Raw genomic sequence first — 18,626 nt, 5'->3', positions numbered from 1 at the left:
CGAATTTACGGTCGGCTGATTAATGTTCCCGGTTGAGGCGCTGCTCCAACTCCTCTATGGCCGCAACAACCGCATCCACATTCGGTATCGGGCCGAAGACCATGCCAGACATCGCTTCGTAGTCGCGCCGTAGATCGGCGAGCATCCCGTCGTGAGGAGTCAAGGCAAAGCTGCCGGGAACGGCTGAGGCGAGGTCCAGATCGGGCCGATTGAAAAACATCCGCGCATGTCGCACACAATCCTCAGCCATCTCCGCGTCGCCAGTTGCTTTCAGGCCAGCCTCCGAAGCCAACAGCCGGTACACATCGTAGTAGTGACGCGAGACGCGCTGCCCTCCTCCCTTCAACTCGCCACGGCGGTCCCACCACCTGCGTAGGCCGTGCAGGATGATGACTTTATCCCAGAAGGTACGGCTGGGATCGACAGTGGTGACATTGCCGACTGCCAAATTGAGATTCGGAAGGTCGTCTGCAATATACGGCTTGACGACCACTGGTGCATGAGGATCGAGAGCCGACTTCGCACCCGATTCGATCTTGATGGCGCGACGGATGTAAGCATTTCCATCTGCGGTAGCAGTGGGATACCAGAGCAACAAGCTCTGACCGTCGGGGTCATCGGGGTCGGATTCCACTCGCGCCCGATTTTGATTCATGCCTGCGGTCTTTAGGGTCTGCTGTAAAAGCACATTCAACCGCTCCAGCATCGGGCCTTGGATGTACTCTTGACACGCTGCTTTGATGGCCTCCAGGCGGGCATTACGCTTCTTCCCGCTCATAGCCTCCAGTTCCTCGAAGGTCGTGGGCTGTCCAATATCCTCCCGAAAGACGGTGATGTCGATGTCTTCGGAGAATCGTTCGATCAAGCCATAGCCCTTTGAGAGCGACGTGCCACCCTTAAAGAGCAGGCGTGGGCCACCGGGCTCTAGTTCATTGAAGAGCGCATCGAGTGTCCAACAGACCCAGAAGTCTTTCTCGATGTTCTGCTCGTTGGTGCGTAGCCGGTCGGCGGCCCCCACGAAAAGGTCACGGCGCTCTTCGTCGCTCGCGGCTAGTACGGTTTGAAAACCCTTGATCATCTGCTAAGTAAAACTCGCTTCTTCTGAATGATAGGGGGCGGTGCTGGTGCGCGTCTGGCGGGCTTCGCTTTCTTTACCGACGGCGGCGCTCCAGCACTAACCTGCTGGAGCAGGTCGCGCACGATTATCCGCATCCACTCCGGCATTGCCGAGAGTCCTCCGCGCAAATCGTTCTGGATGGCATGTCCATGATCCGGGTCTTTGAGGATAGAAACAAGGCGCTTGCGAAGGCTTCCGTCATCAGACGGAAGCATATCGCGCAGCCAATGGAGCGCCTGCACAAAGCGCATAGCGGGGCGGCCCGCCCAGTAGAGGCGGCTGGGAGCGGCAGACTGGAAGTCGAGGGTGAGGTTGCCGAGTGTGATGGGTCGCAGGCGTCCATCAGTGAGGACTCCGATGCGCGCCGGAACGGCGTCGGTGAGGCCAAGGTCGTTGGCGGCGGTGAGGCCATCGACCACGATCCGAACTTTGCCCTTGCGGGCGAGCGCGTCGATCACATCGCGAGGATTTGGATAGGTAGGCTTTCCGGTGAGCCGGTTGGCTTGGGGGATGTCGTAGAAGCCGCGCGCAATTCGCCGCAGGTTTCGGGAAGCAACGAGCCGATGGAGAGCCTGATCGACTGCGGTGCGCGGCCCCAGATCGGCGAAGTCCTCCGGGGTCCAGACGCGGGGCTGCGTCGGGGCCGAGATGCGGTCCCGGATGGCGGCTGGAATGCTGGATGCAGTATTGGACAATTGGTTAACCTAGTGTCAGATAAATGCAACAAACCTATGACTCCTACAGTTTAGTCCAATGTCAGAAAATTGCAACACAGTTCTGACTACGGTCACCGCCGGAATTTTCTGATCGTAAGCCGACGCCACCATTTCAGCCTGGCTCTTTACGGTCGCACAGCGTTCTCCACGGAGTCGCACCTAGAGCTGTTTTAGAGGGAATTGTCACCGCTTTCCCAGAGAGATGCTCACTATCCCCTTTCATTAGCCTGTCCTGCGGATGCCAGTTCCAAGTTCTCGCCTAGGTTCCGATTGGGCGGATAGTCTTGAGCTTTCGTAGCGGGGAGTACCTCTAACGATCGTTCTTATGTGCGCGTCTACTTCTCTGTGGCGACTCGCGATTCGGTCATGGATCGTCGATTCGGTATGCCACACGTTTTCGTGCCAGGTACGTTCTTTCTGCTGAAAATCTCGCAGGCTGTCAATGCACTCCGCCATCTCCCGGAAACGCGTGCAAAACTTATCGCCAACAATGTACTCGTAGAGTTCATGAGACTTCTCATTGCTTTGGGTGCCGCTCAGTCGAAGTCGGGCAATCTCGACAATGCCCTCCCTGACAACCGTGGCGAGCGGAACAGCCATTTGGGTCGCCACGACCGGGATTCCCTTCACGATGCAAAAACCCTTTTGTTTCGCTGGGAACACCCTGCTCACGACAATTACGTTTGGCGTTTCGTATTGCGTTTGATACTTCTTTGCTTGCGCAATGAAGCCTTGCTGCCAAGTCGTCGTGTTCTTACTCTCGTATACCACCCTGCCAACCACCTTGGTACTCTCGACTATTTCGTGCAGGATGTCGGCACCTTTAACACCGCGAGTGATGCGCTGAATACGGTCATGCGGGAACGCCTGCCGAAGGTTCGTAAAAAGGTCGAGTTCCGCCTCTGATCCGTGCTGCTCTCCGCTCTGCTTTTCGAGTTTGCGGGAGAGATCGTCCAGTTTGCCTTGGAGACGAGCAGATTCCGCCTCGTAACGCAACCGATCACGCTCTCGATCACTTTGCAACTTCGCTAGCTTGGTCTCATTTTGAGCGCTTTTCACTTTTATGCTTTGGGCCAGTTCGCGTTTCATACGATTCTCGGCGTCACGACGGGCACTCATCAACTGCTTATCAAAGTCACGCTTTGCTGCGATTCGGGCGCGCTCCGTCGCTGCCCGAAGCTCGCGTTCGTGCAGACGTTGTGCGGCGCGCTCTGCCTTTTCAATTTCAGCGCCCAAGCGTGACTCAAACTCCTGGCTCAGCTTCTTCTTCTCAAGAGCAAGGGCTGGAGTTGCTAGCTTCTGAATGCGGGACTTCAGTTCATCTGAGTTCAATGCATGAGGAAGCGCTTGACCACATAGAGGGCACCGACCGGGCATACCTGACACTCCTGGCAATTCTTAGTCACAGAACATTGGGCTTTGAAAGAGGTTACGCGCCTGTTGAGGCTACAGCAAGGCGTGTTCCCCTTACCGATATACCGCTATGGACAGTGTTCACTCTCGCGGACGATAAGGTGCTACGTTGTTCTCAGTGCCGCAATCATTCGGATCACTTCCGAGTCGCTCTTGTCAGCGATCTCGCTCGCAGACCATTCGCAATCCTGTCGTATGGAACCCACGATTTTTCTGATGCCCATGGACGTATCGACAAGCCTGAATCGGATGTCCGTACGCGCTGGATAGGGTTTGTTGTCGTAGAACTCTACTCCAAGGCACTCATCAAGCTGCGAGGCGAGCTGAGTGATTCGATTTCTTTGGAACGCCGGACTGTCCTTGTCGTGTGTACGGTCATTCATATTGCCTCCCTTTAGTGCCTCTATAGCTGTTCAGTATGTCTCTCAACTGCACAGAGTTGAAGTGAATCATGGGACTGGATTTGTTCCGGGAGCACTTCGATAGTACCCCTGCACATAGGTTCCGTTGCTCTTCGTATAGCCCTGCACAAGTACCGTTTTTGGAACGCCATTCATGTTTGGTTCTCCGTAGTAAGAACCATTCTCGGCTACGGATGCACCGACCGGCGCAATGATCGAACGGCGTAGAACGCTTAAAACAGATGAATTGGGAGCGGGAACAATCACTGGAACAGGTGGGAGTATCGCCGTCTGGCCTGGACTGGGCATCGGGAATGCAGACAAGAGTCCAACTCGTTGAGTCCTAGCAGATCGGACGCGAGCGAGTTCCAGGGGAGACAAAAGGCTTTCATTGCATTGACCCAGGCCATATTGACAAGCCGATATGTTTTGCCGATGGCGAATTGCGCTCACCTGGGCGGATTCAGATATTGTGAGCATCCCTTCATTGCACTGGCCAAGACCATAGCCACAAGCTGACACGTTCTGGCGATGTCGGATCGCTGTGACCTGGATGACTTCCCCCGGCGTGAGCAGGCCTTCGTTGCACTGCCCCAGCCCGTACCCGCAAGCTGATACGTTCTGCCGGTGACGCATCGCCGATACTTGAGCGACCTCGCTCGGCGTGAGTAGAGCTTCATCGCACTGGCCGAGTCCATAGCCGCAGGCCGTAACATTGAGTCTGCGCTGAAAAGCAGCCGCCGACTGATTCACCTGTTGAGCAACCGCCGTGATGCCGCAAGTCAACGCGAAGAGCACCAGGCCACTCCGCATCCATCGACTGGCTGTCGGCGAGGCTGTCGCTCCACAATTCTGGAACGCTTGCTGCTGTGGGCGCATGTTGACGCCGCTCAGTGATTGGTTTTTCATCTTTCCTCCTCTATAGGGTCTGCCTGATTGCGACACTAAGCAGGCCGGACGGAAGAGTCCTAAAATAGATCTCAAAGAATTCATAAATACTTGCTGGACAATGACATGGGGCAGGGCGGCAACACGGAGTACAGGTTCGGACCTTACACTCTGGAACCGGCGCAGAGACGAATTTCTGGCGACGGCCCCTCGCGTATCGAATTGACTGCCAAGGCTTTCGATCTGCTTGTGCTGCTCGTCAGCAGGAGCGGACAACTCGTGACCAAGGACGAAATCCTGGACACAATTTGGCAGGATGTCAGCATCGCGGAATCAAACATTACAACCACGATCTCGATGATCCGCAGAGCGCTTCGAGAAGACTCTGAGCACCAGTACATCGAAACCGTCCCGAAAAAGGGCTACCGCTTCACAACTCCGGTCACTTCGGAAGTCACCGGAGCACGGCCCACAGAGGAGCCTTCCCAGCCCGCTACGGTGCCAGTTGCTCCCCCCGAGCGCGTCTTTTGGCAGCGGTCTTTCAAGCTCGGGCTCGTTACGCTGGCTTTACTTCTCGTCGGCGTTGGTCTCTGGTTTTGGCAGTCGTCTCGGGTGCCCGCATACGAAACCCTACTGCGGAATGCCATCCAGATTGAAGCCGCAGGCGACGACAAGCTCGCGTTGGCAAGCTTGGATGAGGCTCTGAAGCTCAATCCCGGTTCCAACGAGGCTCTTCTGCGAGCTGCCTGGCTGTGTTATGAAGCCGACAATGATGACCAAGCCACCCCCTACTTAACCCGAATGGGAAAGTCGGAAACTCCCTCACCCGACATCGCGAAGGCCAAGGAGACCCGTTTGATGGGGGAGGGTCTGACAATGCTTCTCGCGGGTGACGCAGACGGGGCTTTAAGCAAATTTGACGTGGCACTAGGTTTTGCTCCGAACGATACCGATGCACTGTTTCACATTGCGGAAGTCGCTACGGCCAACGACAACTTCGACAAAGCGGATCAAGCGCTGCAGAAGTGCTTCAAAGTGGACGACCGTAACCCGTTTTGCGGTTACCAGCGAATCGAGACGCTTACCTATGAGGGTCACTACGATCTCGCAATCAAGGAATACGCCCGACTGATCCAAGAGGGGTCGAAGTATCCTTGGCTAGATGCGGCGGTCGGCGATGCGGAGCTCGCAATGGGCGACACAGCAAGCGCACTGCGGCGCTTCAATGCGCTGGCAGTCTCCAGCCATACTCTTGCAAGCGCTGTCCACTTCAGAGCATCACAGGATGGAATTGCCACTGTCGATGCCTACCAAGGAAAGCGGAGCGATGCGCATGTACAGCTCAAGAGTGCACTGGAAACCGCAAGCTCTGGCTACTCCAAAGCAGCTTACTTTCTGCTGATGGCGAAGATAAACATCCTGTATGGGCACAAGGCTGAGGGAAAGGATGATCTGCTGAATGTCCCCTCATTGTCGCATTCAGGCGAACTTGCGATCTCCCTGGCCAGAACCTTCGCTATGGCGGATGACTTCGTTGCTGCGCGGACCGTCCTCCACGAACATAGCGAAGATGCAGCAACCCTGGGACAGTCGTTTCCTGCCGCCGAGCAGTTCGTTAACGGACTAGAGGCGCTTCAAAGACACGAAACCGAAGAGTCAGTCGCGCAACTAGCCAATTCCAATCGCATGGACTCAAGCCCCGAAACAGCATACTTTATGGCGCAAGCTGAGATGGAGCAGGGAGATTGGCAGGGGGCAAGTGATTCGTTGAATGATCTTCTCAGTGATCGAGGAGCGGTGATCATTGACGGCCCTGCTGCATTGATTCCGCTTGCTGAGTATGACTTGAGCATTTGTTATCGCAGGCTGGGAAGAGATGCTGATGCCGAAAGCCATTTGGCCTCGGTGCTGAGCATGTGGAACAAGGCCGACCCGGACATAAAAGCGAGAGTTATAAGTTCAAAGGGAGACCCAGCCGCATTCCACCATTGACACTCCACTTTGTCGAGTTCATTTGAAAGCGTATTACGAGATCTGATTCGGTGTCGGGCAAGCCTTGTCACTGATAGCGAAGAAGTGAGAGCGCCAATAGAGCCAGCTCCGCATTCATTGCCAGCGGCTCGTACTATTGGATTATGGCAAGAAAAATTGCAGGCGGTCCCTTGATTGTTCGCAATGTTGCGGACGCCGATGCTCTGATGGATAAGATCCGAAACACGGCTGCGTCGGTCCGGAGTTGGATGGCGGCGCAGTCCGGCGATCCGCTTGAAATGCTGCGTCGGATGAAGTTCGAGCCCGTCGGTTTCCATCCAATTGAGGGTCATGCGTTGAACATCGTCGAACAGGTCAATCAGACTTGGACGTTCTGTGTGGCGCTGGCGGCGGCGCGCCAACTGCTTGTTTTGCACCCGGACGTGGGTGGCCTTCGTTTGGCTCCGGGAGCCGATGCTTGTCAGGCTCTCGACATTATGAGCGTGAAGGAAGGTTGCGTCGGCGCTGAAACTTTCGCTGCCGTTACGCCCCAGAACAACGGAAAGCTGGCCAAAGACCTTCTGAAGCTGTCTACGCGCTCGGAGCTGCATCGATATGTGTTTTTCATTTCGCCCCTCTTTAAGGGGAACAATCGCCTGTCTCAGTTCGAGGAGCACGGAGTCGAGGTATGGTCAGTCGATATCTAATCAACTCGATTCGTGGTGGGCCTGCATAGGCCGCGTTAGTTCTCCGTGCATTCACCAGCTTCAAAAAAACAGCCAGCAGAATTGGCAACAGCCACCAAAACAGCCACCTGACCAAAACGAAGAAGGCCACCTTTCGGGTGGCCTTTGCAACTTGCTCATTCTTATGGTGCTTATGGCTCCTGAGGTAGGACTCGAACCTACAACCCTTCGGTTAACAGCCGAATGCTCTGCCATTGAGCTACTCAGGAATTTGGGGGACGCGAAAGCAGATCGCGTTGTGCTAAGACAGTTATAACAAATGCGAACGAAGGGGTCAAAGGCTTCAAGGAATCTTGGTGGACAAGCAGTTCCTAGCCTTGCTAGTCATTCATTAGGGGTAGAGAAGAACAGCTATATTGTAGAACGCAAAAGGAACGGAGGTACTTTCAGCACAGGCTCCCACAACTGCCTGGTGGTACTTGCCCGAGGTTAGCCGAGCCCGTAGTACTGCGGGGAGTTCGGTGACACTGTGGGCCGTATAGCGCATGATGTACCACGGTTGGCGCGGACCCACATAACCAGTGGACATGCGGCAGGTATGACGGGCGTCCTTCTCGCTCATGATCTTGCCATTTGCTATCTGCATGCCGGATTTTGCGAGGAGGCTGGCGACTGCAGACTCTTGCGCGTTGAAGCTGAGCGACTGCACCGATTCGGCAAAATCTTCCACCGCGTAATACTCATCGTCGCGCATAATGACTGCGATGCCGACAGCGTCTACGCTGGGATCGAGAAGATTTTCCCGGTGACCCTCGGATTGCATCCAGAGGTCGTGAATCATTGTCGCAATCGGAGCTTCGGCTACATTTTCTGAAATAAGGCTGAATCGTGCGCCAGCGTTCGCCCCCCGTTCAGACAATTTAGGTTCGCCGGGAAACTGGTGGGAGATATCGCGATGGGACGCCATCTCTTGGGCGTGAGCACACGCGGCCTGCGTTAGGGTGGGGTCGAGATGAAGTTGCTGCAAGCCACGGGCTGCGCGGTCCCGATTGGCGGCAGCGAGGAGAAACTGTTCAGCAACATTGGGAGGAGTGTTGAAGATACTCTGCGCATGCAAAGCCGGAGTCGTTATCAACAAAATCAAGGCCGCGGCAGCCAGCATGTAGTTTAATCTGCAAGATGCAGAGCCTGAAGATGACGAGTGAGCACGGCGCTCTGGGGAGGGCTCCATGCGGCTGATTCTAGGATTCGAGCAGAGCTAAGGGCATAGCACTTTTGGGGTAGCACGTTGTACGGCCTACCGCTGAATGAAAAAGTCAAGAGAGTTGAGTGCGGACTGCTTCCCAGGTGCGACGGATTCCCTGTTCGAGATTAGTGGTGTGGTGCCAGCCAAGATTGTGCAGGCGGGTCACATCCATAAGCTTGCGAGGAGTGCCATCAGGCTTGGTGGCGTCAAACACAAGTTGTCCCTTGAAATCGAGAACTTGAGCCACAGTTTCTGCAAGCTCCCGAATGGTGACGTCTTCACCGGTGCCTATATTGATCAGTGGCGGAGCCTCGTCGGTAAGGAGAGAGCTATAGCAGGTCTCATCCAGATTCATCAAAAAAAGACAGGCTTCGGCTAAGTCATCTGAATACAATAACTCGCGGCGCGGAGTGCCGGTACCCCATACAGTAATTTCTGCAGCGCCCGTTTTAACGGCTTCGGCGGTCTTGCGGATGAGTGCAGGCAATACGTGCGAGTTTGCCAAGTCGAAGTTATCGCCTGGGCCATAAAGGTTGGTCGGCATCGCGGCCAGGTACTTTGTCTTATATTGTCGGTTATAACTCCAGCACATCTCAATGCCCACAATTTTTGCCAGCGCGTAAGGGCGGTTGGTGGGCTCTAGCGGCCCGGTGAGGAGACATGACTCGGGCATGGGCTGGGGAGCGAATTTTGGATAGATGCAGGAGGAGCCAAGAAAGAGCAGACGCTCTACGCTATTAATTCGGCTGGCCTCGATGAGGTTGGTCTGGATAATGAGGTTGTCGCGGATGAAATCGGCAGGGTAAATATTGTTGGCCAGGATTCCGCCTACCTTGGCCGCGGCGAGGAAGACGAATTCAGGCTTCTCTTTGGCGAAAAAAGCATTGACGGCATTAGTGTTGAGAAGATCCAGTTCGGCGTGGGTCCGAAGAATAAGGTTAGTGTGACGCTGGGCCGTGAGTGCGCGATGGATAGCGGACCCTACAAGTCCTCGGTGGCCGGCGATATAGATGCGGGAGTCCTTATTCATAGGAAGAGTCTAGGTCTCGCGGACGTTGTAGGCATCAAAGCCATGTTTGCGTACCAGAGCGTCGCGCTGGGCGGCCTTCAGGTCAGAACCGACCATCTCTTTGACGAGCTGGTCGAAGGGGGTGCGAGGGGTCCAGCCTAATTCACGCTGTGCCTTGCTGGGGTCGCCAAGCAGGGTCTCGACCTCGGTGGGACGGAAGTAGCGAGGATCAACCGCTATGACTACGTTGCCCTTTGCGTCGAGGGCTTTTTCGTCTACTCCGCTTCCCTGCCATGTGAGGTCTAGTTCCAAAAGTCTGGCACAACGCTGGACAAACTCGCGTACGCTGTACTGCTGGCCTGTGGCAATGACGTAATCCTGCGGCTTTTCCTGCTGGAGCATGAGCCACTGCATCTCGACGTAGTCTCGGGCGTGTCCCCAGTCGCGTTTGGAGTCGAGGTTGCCCAAGAACAGCTGCGATTGTAGGCCAACCTTGATGCGGGAGAGACCGCGGGTAATCTTGCGAGTGACGAAGGTTTCGCCGCGCAGTGGCGATTCGTGATTGAACAGGATGCCGTTGCAGGCGAAGATGCCGTAGGCCTCGCGGTAGTTCACGCAGATCCAATACGCGTACATCTTGGCCACGGCATAGGGCGAGCGTGGGTAGAAGGGCGTAGTCTCCTTCTGTGGAATCTCCTGAACCAGACCGTAGAGCTCCGATGTGCTGGCTTGATAGAACTTCGTCTTCTTTTCGAGGCCTAGAATGCGGATGGCCTCAAGCAGGCGCAGAGGACCAAGGGCGTCGGCCTCGGCTGTGTACTCGGGCTGTTCGAACGAGACCTGGACGTGCGACTGCGCACCGAGGTTGTAGATCTCGTCTGGCTGTACTTTCTGGACGATGTGGATAAGGGACGAGCTATCTGTGAGATCGCCGTAGTGGAGGATGAAGTGGGGCGAGGGATTGTGCGGATCTTCGTAGATGTGATCGATACGCGCGGTGTTGAACAGGGAGGAACGGCGCTTGATGCCATGTACTTCGTAGCCTTTGGCGAGGAGGAACTCAGCGAGATAAGCGCCGTCTTGTCCGGTAACTCCTGTGATGAGGGCTTTCTTCAAAGCGACGTTTCTCCTTTTTTTTGAAACAGGGTGCGCTGAAGTGATTTTACTTGAGACGAAGAGATGACACCGATGAGACCGATTTGTAATCGATAAATCGACCCCCAATCAACACTGAAATCAGGCGCGCCCAAAATCAATAAATGCATGCTGCGGGTCGGTATAGAGCAACGTCACGTCGACGGTGTCGCCAACGTCCAGTCCCTGCTCTCCGCGAATCACCTTGCCTTCGACCGGTGGATGAAAGACGCGAACATAAACTCCCTTGTCGCCCGAGCCGGTGATAACGCCGTGGAAGGTCTGGCCAATGCTGCCGGCCAACGCCACTGCCGCCACTCGCTTCTCCATCGCCCGCTCGACCTTGCGCGCCGCCGCCTCCTGCAGATTGCACCGCTGCGCAATCCCAGCTAGTTCATCGTCCGTATATGGGGGAGGCTCGTCATCGAGCATCGCCTTCACCACGCGCTGCGTCACAAGGTCGGCAAATCGCCGGTTCGGAGCGGTCGAATGCGCATAATCCTGCGCCGCCAGCCCAAAGTGCCCCGGCGGGTCCGTTTCATCGCTGCGGGTCAATACATATTCGCCCGGCCCCATCAGCTTCACAACTGCCAAAGCGAGATCCAGATAATGAACCGGATCGCTTGTCCGCTTCTCCTTCAGAAAAGCATTCAGCGCGCCGGAGTCAGGCTGCGACGGCAGTTGCGTTCCATTTCGTCCCGCCAGCTCCACAATGCGGTCCCACCGTTTTGGAGAGCGAACCACGCGGCGAATGCACGAGCGATGCCCCTCGCGCAATGTCCGTGCCATCGTTCCATTCACCGCAATCATGAACTCTTCAATCAGGTCTGTCGCTCGGTTAGGCTCGGCGGTCAGAATCTCATGCACCTTCCCATTAATCACCACCGGATCAGCCTCACTCCGATTGAATTCGAGCGCTCCCTGTCGCACGCGCTCTGCACGCAGTGCAATTGCCGCCTCATCTTGCAGTTTCAACTGGGCCTGTAAATCAGTTGACGCCGCAACCTTCGGATCACCTGTTCCCGTTCCCTCAAGCCACGGGCCAACCTTGCTGTACTCAAGCTGTGCCTTGTTGCGCACTGCCGCGAGATAGATCTTGGTCTTCCCCACTGCGCCCTGCATATCCACAACAAACTCCACCACCAACGCCGCGCGATCTTCATTTTCGTTTAACGAAGTCAGGTCGGTGGAGAGCTCTTTCGGCAGCATGGGAAAGTTCCGCACGGCCGTGTAGACGGTCTGCGTCTGCTCCGCCGCATATTCGTCAATCGGCGTATCCTTGAGCACCGAAGCGGACACATCCGCGATACCCACCCGAACGCGAATGCCGACGTCAACCCGTTCGGCGACCTCAATCTGATCGAGGTCGCGCGAAGTGTCGTTGTCGATCGAGGACCAAAGCAGCAGGCGCAGATCGTGGACATTGGCTTTAGACCGCGCTGCATGGCCATCGGCGCGAATATCTTCGACCTGTTGCTCACTTCCTGATGGAAAGTCCGGCTGAAATCCCTCGCGGATCATCTCCGCCGACGCAGATGCTGCAAGATCAAAAGTGTGTGTGGACATGCAAAGGAAGGCTACCACGCAAAGCTTATCGCCTGCTTACACCTGCTCCAGCGCAGCGACAAACAATGCTGCCCAGCGGGAGACCTGTTCTGCATAAACGCCGGTGATAGGATCGCGGCTGCCTTCGAGAGCCGCCATCTGCACCGCGAAATTTCCCACGGTCGAGCTTTCGGCGGAGCCACGAAACAGTTCGAGGCCGGTGGCCTGCTCGGTCAGCCGATTGAGAAATCCATTCTGGCTCGCGCCGCCGACAATGAATAGCCGCTTCAGCTTCTTGCCGCTATGCAGCGCGACGCGTTCGAGCACCGTCGCATAGCGAGCAGCCAGGCTGTGGAAGATCAAACTGGCAAATGCGGGAGCACTTTCAGGATTCTCGTCCAGAGGCTCGAAGCCCTTGCGCAGGCGCTGGGCGTTGATGCGTTTCGGCATCCGTCCGGCCAACATCAGGTCCGGCTCATCGACATCGAGCATGCCATGTGGCTTGGCAGCAGCCTCGGCCACGGCCACCAGTTCGGGCACGCTCCACAGGCGCCCGTCAGCCGTCCACTGATCGATACATTGTTTGATCAGCCACATGCCGTTCACGTTCTTGTGAAAACAGGTCCTGCCGCCCACCGCGCCAAGATTGGTGAAGTTTTCGGCGGCGGGTTCCTTGCCGTTGCACGGCTGCTCCAGCAGCGTTCCCACCAGCGACCAGGTGCCGGAGCTGATGTAGGCCCAATCGTTTCCCGTTGCCGGAATCCCTGCAATCGCAGAAGCGGTATCGTGACACGCCGGTGCAATTAAAACAGTATCGCGAAAGGCGGGTAGCTCCGCCAACGGACCGCTCAACTTACCGACCTCGGTGCCCGGAGGAACGATCTTCGGTGCGCTGGCCAGATCGAGCTGCGCCGCGCTGAAGATCTCTCGACACCACTGTCTTTGATACAACTCCACCATCCCAGTGTGGGTGGCGTTCGTATGCTCCGCCACACGTGCACCGCCCCAGCGGGAGAGAATGTACTCGGGCAGGTTGAGCCATTGGCTTCCCGCTGGTCGTCCCTGTAGGGTATCTGCGTAAAGCTGATAGAGCGTATTGATCCGAAGCAGTTGGACGCCGGTCAGCTCGCGCAGCTTCTCCGGGCTGATCCTACGATACAGCGATTGCTCGGCCTCCAACGTGCGCTCATCGCGATAGCAGAAAGGATCGGCCAGCGGCACTCCTTCGGCGTCGAGCCGAACATAATCAACCGCCCATCCATCGACAGCGATCGAGCGAACGCCTTCCACGGCAATCGCCGCGCACCGCCGCAAGCCTTCGTCGAGGCCCGCCTCGATCATGGCAAGGTCCCATCGTAAGCCACCATTGACTTCACGCGGAGCATTGGCAAAACGGTGTACCAACGTAATAGCTGCCATGCCGTCGATCCATTGCAGCAGCGAGACCCGGCAACTCTCCGCTCCCAGGTCGACTGCAATCGATGCCCGCGTATCCGCAGGGTGCAACGCCATATCGCCTGTACAATGACGGCCACGCTTCATCGCAGATAGGCCTCGGTCAAGCCTCCGTCGACAGGGATAAGGTGGCCAGTCGTGCAGCGGGCCAGCGGTCCGGCTAGGAACAGGATCGCCTGTGCGCAGTCCTTTGGATCAATCGGCTGGTGTGTAAGAGTGCGTGTCGCATAGAACTTCGCCAGCTCGTTGCGCAGGCCGTCATCTGTATCATTTTCGTCGAACGGCAGCTTGTACTTTTTGAGCGATGCGATCACCCGGTCGCGCGGAAACATGGTCGAGCCCTTCACCACAGTGGCCGGAGAGATTCCGTTCACGCGCACCTTTGGCGAGAGCGTGACTGCAAGCTCCCGGACGAGATGACTCAACGCCGCCTTGCTGACGTCATAAGCCTCGCTGCCTCGCTTGGCAACGACTGCATTGGCTGAGCTCGTCAGCACCACGCTGGCATCGATTCCCTGCTCCGCGAAGATCTTTGAAGCCTCATCCGTCAGTAGATAATTTGCCGTTACGTTGACCTCGAGCGTCAGCGCCCACTGAGCGTCGCTGATGACCCCATCAGGGGACGAAGGAAATAGAGCTGCCGTATTGACGAGGATATCGATACCACCGAATTGCCTGATCGTCGCATCCAGGGCCTCTTTAATGGCCTTGCGATCGCGGATATCGATGCTCACCCAACTCACAGCTTCTTTACCCGCGATCGCTTTCGTCTCTTCAGCGACTGCCTCAGCGCCCTTGACATCACGGTCAGCAATTACGATATGCGCACCACGCTCTGCAGCGAGCAAAGCAACTTCACGTCCAATGCCACTGCCCCCGCCGACGATGAGGGCTACGCGGCGACTTAGTTCCTTCTCAGCAGGCTGACGGCGAATCTTCGCCTCTTCGAGCTTCCAATACTCAATGCGGAATGCTTCGCTCGGCGGCAGCGCGACGTAATTCGAGTAGGTCGAGAACTGGTCGGCTGAGGCTGCCGGTCCTGCCTGGGGAATGTCCTTGCATTCCACGCCTGCCCCCAGCGCTCCTGCACCCTGCATCACGCCGATTGCATTGATGTAGAACTCCCCGGTAATGCGCGACTCAGTCTTGTTCTTGCCGAAGCTGAACATGCCTACTCCCGGCACCAGCACTACTGTCGGACTGGCATCGCGCAACGCGGGGGAATCTTTCAGAGCATGTTTGTTGTAATACTCCGCATACTCGGCGCGATAGGTCTCAAGCGCGGTCTCCACCAACTCCTTCAATTCAGCGGGATTTCCTGCAGGGTTCCACTTGATGAACATTGGACGGATCTTGGTGCGGATAAAGTGGTCCGGGCAGCTCGTTCCCAAGTGGGCCAGCTTCTCCGCCTGTGCCGAGTTCACAAAGTTGAGTACCTGCGGCAGGTCCGAGTAGCTTCCAATCCAGCGTTGCCTGCGCGAGACCACACCACGCAGATACGGCATGATATTGAGGGCAATCTCCGCCCGGTCTTCGCGTCTCTTCACTTTCGATCCACCGAAATGTTCATGCCCCTTCAACGCACCGTGTCGCTCGATAAATTGACCAAGCTGGTCGATGATCGTAATCGTATTCAGGTAGCTCTCGCGCTGCGTATTGCCCCAGGTAAACAGGCCGTGTCCACCCAGCACGACACCATCGCAGCCCGGCGTGTCTTCGACAATCTTCTTCAGCATCATGCCCAATTCGAATCCGGGACGTTGCCAAGGCAGCCAGGCCAGCTTGTGCCCAAACTCCTTGTTGAACTCCTCCATCTTGATCTTGCCATTGGCCGAGGCCGCCAGCGCGATCCCCCAGTCCGGATGCAGATGGTCCACATGTGGAAAGGGCAGAAAGCCATGTAACGATGTATCAATCGAAGCCGCCACAGGGTTATTCCCAAACGTGCACAGTGGATACATATCCACCATCTCGTCTTCGAACTCAACACCCCGATAGGCCTTCTCAAGCGCCAACAGCTTATCGAGATAGAGGGTCGCGAATCCCGTCCGCTTGATGCTGCCGAGGTCGCCTCCGCTTCCTTTCACCCATAGAATCTTCTTCGTCTTGCCATCCAGTGGATCGACCTGGTCCAGTTTCGAGCTGGTGTTTCCTCCGCCAAAGTTCGTGATGCGCAGGTCCGAGCCCAGTAGGTTCGACCGGTATCGCAGCAGCTCCGGCCCATCCAGCTTCGCTGCCACTGCATCATCCCAACGATCCTCAAGAAACCGCAGATCACTCTTCGCCGTCATCGTATTGACCTCTTCGCTGAATCTATTTCCCCTTCATCATTCCACACGGAACACCAATACGGCAATTATTTCTTATATGAAAAATAAATCAGCAAGCTTCCCTAAATTTCATCTCTTCAAAACTCGAAACAATGGACCCGACTTGGCCTACTCCAGCATCTTCTGCGTCACCATTTTGTGCGCAACGTAGTTATACGGCGCAACCGTTTGTCCCCGCAACAGTTGAAGCCCCAGATGAATCAGGCTTGGACCGTACGAACTCGCCTCATGCGACACCGAGCCGATCAGCGGCGACTTGTCCTTCCGCATCTCCGCCATCGCATCAGCAATGCAGTCCTGTCCCACCACCACAACATGTTTCTCCCGCTTTAGCTCTCGCACAGCATCAACCGCGCCCAGTGCGCTCGAATCGGTAGCCGCCGCCACCAGGATGTGCTTGTCCTTGGGATGTCGCTGCAAAAAGTCAGTGACCAACTTCTTGCTGCGCTCCCGCATTCCGCGCCCATCCATGCGGACAAACAGCTCCACCGGCAGATCGGCGATCCCATTACGAACTCCCTCGAACGCTCCCGTAATTCTGCTCTGCACCAGTGGACCGGCCTCAGCCAGATCCAGCCCCAGCACCCAGTCCACCTTGCCATCCCAGTTCGCTACCGCATGGGCCGCCAGTGTCTCTCCCGCCTCAATGCCAACGCGATAGTTGTCCACCCCAAAATAGGTCGCGTGAGGATGCGGAATATCGATGGCAATCAAAGGAATGTTTGCTCCCGCAATTTTGTCCCCGATCATTGGCGCGACCTCCTGCTCCACTTGAAACTCGATGACTAGGTCGACCTTGCTGCGAACAAATTCTTCCGCATTTTTAAGCGCCGTCGCCGCATCGTAGCGATTATCCAGAATCATCAGATCCACTCCTACTGAAGCCGCCGCAGTTTTCAGGCTCTCAGTCACCTCGTTGGAAAAGGGCATGTCCGCACTCTGCCCGGCAAACCCGAAACGCATCTTTTTAGGACGGGTCACCTGCCGATACAGCCCATCATTCGACTGCGAAAGATAGCCGCGATGCACAAACGTCTTCAGTATCCGGTAAACCGTAGTCTTCGAGATGCGTGTCTTGCGGTGAATCGCCTCAAGCGTCATCGGCTGGTTCTCTTCCTGCAGAAGTTCAAGAATATCCAGTGCCTTCGACAGCACAGGAATCAAATAAAGTCTCTTCGTCGTTTTGCGCACCGGCATGGTCTCCCGCTGAGGAGCGTCCACTCAGCCGCTCCATTATCTGACAAAGCGGCTGCGTTTCGTTAATGAAATGAAAATTCACTTCTGAATTGCGAGTAAGAAAGCCATCTACCAACACAATTGCGAGTCTTCGCCCCGTACGGACAACGTCTTGTTCACCGATGTTGCAACTCCTAATAACAGAAAGATGAACGGCAGCAATCGACCCCAAAGGTCCTCCTGCTGCCGCTGCTACTTGCTTAACCTGTTCTGCAAAGAACGCAATCCGCTGGGGTCAGGCATAGCTAGAAACGCTGCTGGTATTCCTGCTGCCACGTTCGCGCGTCACCTTCTCCACATATCCGCTGTCGGCCAAGGCCTTCAGCGGATCGACCGGCAATGCGCGCGCCGCACGCCACTCGCGGACCACAGGACGCACATCTTGCCAGAACGCCGTGCGGAAGCACTCCTCGGCTTCTATCAAACGGCACGCATCCTGCAACTCCGCCAGTTTCTCCTGGTCGATCAGCGAAGCCTTCGCGTAAAGCTCCTGCGCTGTCACCACCGACTGCACCATCGCCTCCATCTTGCCCTTTAGGTTATGGCTCTGGTCGATCATGAAGGCGATGTCCTTCCGTTCTTCAGGGGTCGCACTCGCAATCTCATGAAAGATGCGGAACAGCTGATAGGGATCGATCGACCCCAGCGTCAGGTCGTCATCGGCATACTTGCGATCGTTGAAATGGAAGCCTCCCAGTTGACCCAGTTGCAGCAGCCAGGCCACAATCTGCTCGATGTTCGTTCCCTGATAGTGATGGCCTGTATCCACCAGTACCTTGGCCTGGGGCCCTGCACTGCGCGCCAATTCCAACGCCATGCCCCAGTCTGCAATGTCGGTGTGATAGAAGGCGGGCTCAAACGGCTTGTACTCCACCAGCATCCGCTGGTCAGGGCCGAGCGCCGCATGAGCTTTACCTAGCACTTCCTGCATCCACTCGATGCGCCGCCGTATGCTCTGCGTTCCCGGATAGTTCGAACCATCGGCAATCCAAAGTGAAACATCCTTCGAGCCCAGCGCCTTGCCGATCTCTACCGAATCCAGCACATGCTGCAGTGCAATCTCACGAATCTCAGCGCTCGGGTTCGCAATCGAGCCAAATTTGTACTCGGAGTTCTGAAACAGGTTTGGATTGATTCCACCCGACTTCACTCCATACTTTTTCTCCAACGCCTTAATCGCCGGAACATCGGCCTTTCCACCCGGCAGGTCCCACAGCACATGCAATGCAATGGTCGGGCTGGCTCCGGTCAGCGCGTTGACCTGCGCAGCGTCGGCAAACTTTTCTTCGGTCGTGGTAGCTGCACCGCCCTGTATAAACTTCCCAAAGCGTGTGCCGGTGTTGGCGAATCCCCACGAAGGCACTTCAATCCGAAAACCATCGAGCGCGGCCCAGATCTTCGCCGCCTCCCGCTCCGCCGTACCTGTCCCGTTGCTCGTCGTCATCGCAAATCACCTCAACTAAAGAAACTAAACATGGA

At 56.2% G+C, this 18,626-nt stretch carries 15 protein-coding genes and 1 tRNA gene; 2 read left to right on the top strand and 14 right to left on the bottom strand.

The annotated features are described in order from the left end of the window. Positions 1 to 19: 19 nt before the first annotated feature. From P4G45_RS06225 to P4G45_RS06205, 5 genes are all read right to left on the bottom strand, one after another. Positions 20 to 1,078: a nucleotidyl transferase AbiEii/AbiGii toxin family protein gene (locus P4G45_RS06225; RefSeq protein ID WP_348268806.1), complete on the bottom strand. Its 1,059-nt coding sequence runs from the start codon at positions 1,076 to 1,078 to the stop codon at positions 20 to 22. Continuing rightward, positions 1,075 to 1,812: a DUF6088 family protein gene (locus P4G45_RS06220; protein ID WP_348268805.1), complete on the bottom strand. Its 738-nt coding sequence runs from the start codon at positions 1,810 to 1,812 to the stop codon at positions 1,075 to 1,077. Before P4G45_RS06220 ends, P4G45_RS06225 begins: the two co-directional genes overlap by 4 nt. Before the next feature lie 243 nt (positions 1,813 to 2,055). After that, a complete protein-coding gene (locus P4G45_RS06215; RefSeq protein ID WP_348268804.1) occupies positions 2,056 to 3,165 on the bottom strand; it encodes a DUF2130 domain-containing protein in 1,110 nt (369 codons plus the stop codon). Between the two features lie 185 nt (positions 3,166 to 3,350). Next, positions 3,351 to 3,629, bottom strand: coding sequence for a hypothetical protein (locus P4G45_RS06210; RefSeq protein ID WP_348268803.1), 279 nt, complete (start codon positions 3,627 to 3,629; stop codon positions 3,351 to 3,353). Between the two features lie 66 nt (positions 3,630 to 3,695). Continuing rightward, on the bottom strand, positions 3,696 to 4,556 hold the full coding sequence (locus P4G45_RS06205; RefSeq protein ID WP_348268802.1) for a hypothetical protein: 861 nt from the start codon (positions 4,554 to 4,556) through the stop codon (positions 3,696 to 3,698). Positions 4,557 to 4,646: 90 nt separating this feature from the next. Here P4G45_RS06205 and P4G45_RS06200 point away from each other — a divergent pair, with 90 nt between their 5' ends. Beyond that, positions 4,647 to 6,527: a winged helix-turn-helix domain-containing protein gene (locus P4G45_RS06200; protein WP_348268801.1), complete on the top strand. Its 1,881-nt coding sequence runs from the start codon at positions 4,647 to 4,649 to the stop codon at positions 6,525 to 6,527. 248 nt (positions 6,528 to 6,775) lie between these two features. Then, positions 6,776 to 7,213, top strand: coding sequence for a hypothetical protein (locus P4G45_RS06195; protein WP_348268800.1), 438 nt, complete (start codon positions 6,776 to 6,778; stop codon positions 7,211 to 7,213). Between the two features lie 173 nt (positions 7,214 to 7,386). On the opposite strand, the gene P4G45_RS06190 is transcribed toward P4G45_RS06195, so the two are convergent. The 9 genes from P4G45_RS06190 to P4G45_RS06150 form a co-directional block, all read right to left on the bottom strand. Then, a tRNA-Asn gene (locus P4G45_RS06190) sits at positions 7,387 to 7,461 on the bottom strand. 122 nt (positions 7,462 to 7,583) lie between these two features. Next, the gene (locus tag P4G45_RS06185) at positions 7,584 to 8,354 is read right to left on the bottom strand and encodes a CAP domain-containing protein (protein ID WP_348268799.1); all 771 of its coding nucleotides are present in this window, start codon (positions 8,352 to 8,354) and stop codon (positions 7,584 to 7,586) included. Positions 8,355 to 8,508: 154 nt separating this feature from the next. Then, positions 8,509 to 9,468 (bottom strand): GDP-L-fucose synthase, encoded by a 960-nt coding sequence (locus P4G45_RS06180; protein ID WP_348268798.1) that lies wholly within the window; start codon positions 9,466 to 9,468, stop codon positions 8,509 to 8,511. Between the two features lie 9 nt (positions 9,469 to 9,477). Then, complete coding sequence (gene gmd, locus P4G45_RS06175) at positions 9,478 to 10,563, bottom strand: GDP-mannose 4,6-dehydratase (RefSeq protein WP_348268797.1); 1,086 nt, start codon at positions 10,561 to 10,563, stop codon at positions 9,478 to 9,480. Positions 10,564 to 10,683: 120 nt separating this feature from the next. Then, positions 10,684 to 12,147: an RNB domain-containing ribonuclease gene (locus tag P4G45_RS06170; protein WP_348268796.1), complete on the bottom strand. Its 1,464-nt coding sequence runs from the start codon at positions 12,145 to 12,147 to the stop codon at positions 10,684 to 10,686. Between the two features lie 36 nt (positions 12,148 to 12,183). Next, entirely contained in the window at positions 12,184 to 13,638 is a 1,455-nt protein-coding gene (locus P4G45_RS06165; protein ID WP_348268795.1) for an FGGY-family carbohydrate kinase, read from the bottom strand. 26 nt (positions 13,639 to 13,664) lie between these two features. Continuing rightward, the gene (locus tag P4G45_RS06160; protein ID WP_348268794.1) at positions 13,665 to 15,872 is read right to left on the bottom strand and encodes a bifunctional rhamnulose-1-phosphate aldolase/short-chain dehydrogenase; all 2,208 of its coding nucleotides are present in this window, start codon (positions 15,870 to 15,872) and stop codon (positions 13,665 to 13,667) included. Positions 15,873 to 16,019: 147 nt separating this feature from the next. Beyond that, positions 16,020 to 17,132 carry a substrate-binding domain-containing protein gene (locus tag P4G45_RS06155; RefSeq protein ID WP_348268793.1) on the bottom strand — a complete coding sequence of 371 codons (1,113 nt, stop codon included), beginning with the start codon at positions 17,130 to 17,132 and terminating at the stop codon, positions 16,020 to 16,022. A gap of 250 nt (positions 17,133 to 17,382) precedes the next feature. Next, entirely contained in the window at positions 17,383 to 18,591 is a 1,209-nt protein-coding gene (locus tag P4G45_RS06150) for a TIM barrel protein (RefSeq protein WP_348268792.1), read from the bottom strand. Positions 18,592 to 18,626 lie beyond the last annotated feature (35 nt).

The sequence above is a fragment of the Edaphobacter paludis genome (assembly GCF_039993895.1).
Taxonomy (GTDB): domain Bacteria; phylum Acidobacteriota; class Terriglobia; order Terriglobales; family Acidobacteriaceae; genus Edaphobacter; species Edaphobacter paludis.
The sequence above is the reverse complement of the archived record's forward strand: the minus strand, read 5'-3'. Positions and strand labels throughout refer to the sequence as shown.

Bases quoted from the DNA above. Each gene is read 5' to 3' on its own strand.
- P4G45_RS06185 (WP_348268799.1), bottom strand. From the start codon at position 8,354: ATGCTGGCTGCCGCGGCCTTGATTTTGTTGATAACGACTCCGGCTTTG.
- P4G45_RS06195 (WP_348268800.1), top strand. From the start codon at position 6,776: ATGGCGGCGCAGTCCGGCGATCCGCTTGAAATGCTGCGTCGGATGAAG.
- P4G45_RS06170 (WP_348268796.1), bottom strand. From the start codon at position 12,147: ATGTCCACACACACTTTTGATCTTGCAGCATCTGCGTCGGCGGAGATG.
- P4G45_RS06165 (WP_348268795.1), bottom strand. From the start codon at position 13,638: ATGGCGTTGCACCCTGCGGATACGCGGGCATCGATTGCAGTCGACCTG.
- P4G45_RS06160 (WP_348268794.1), bottom strand. From the start codon at position 15,872: ATGACGGCGAAGAGTGATCTGCGGTTTCTTGAGGATCGTTGGGATGAT.
- P4G45_RS06205 (WP_348268802.1), bottom strand. From the start codon at position 4,556: ATGAAAAACCAATCACTGAGCGGCGTCAACATGCGCCCACAGCAGCAA.
- P4G45_RS06210 (WP_348268803.1), bottom strand. From the start codon at position 3,629: ATGAATGACCGTACACACGACAAGGACAGTCCGGCGTTCCAAAGAAAT.
- P4G45_RS06150 (WP_348268792.1), bottom strand. From the start codon at position 18,591: ATGACGACGAGCAACGGGACAGGTACGGCGGAGCGGGAGGCGGCGAAG.
- P4G45_RS06225 (WP_348268806.1), bottom strand. From the start codon at position 1,078: ATGATCAAGGGTTTTCAAACCGTACTAGCCGCGAGCGACGAAGAGCGC.
- P4G45_RS06180 (WP_348268798.1), bottom strand. From the start codon at position 9,468: ATGAATAAGGACTCCCGCATCTATATCGCCGGCCACCGAGGACTTGTA.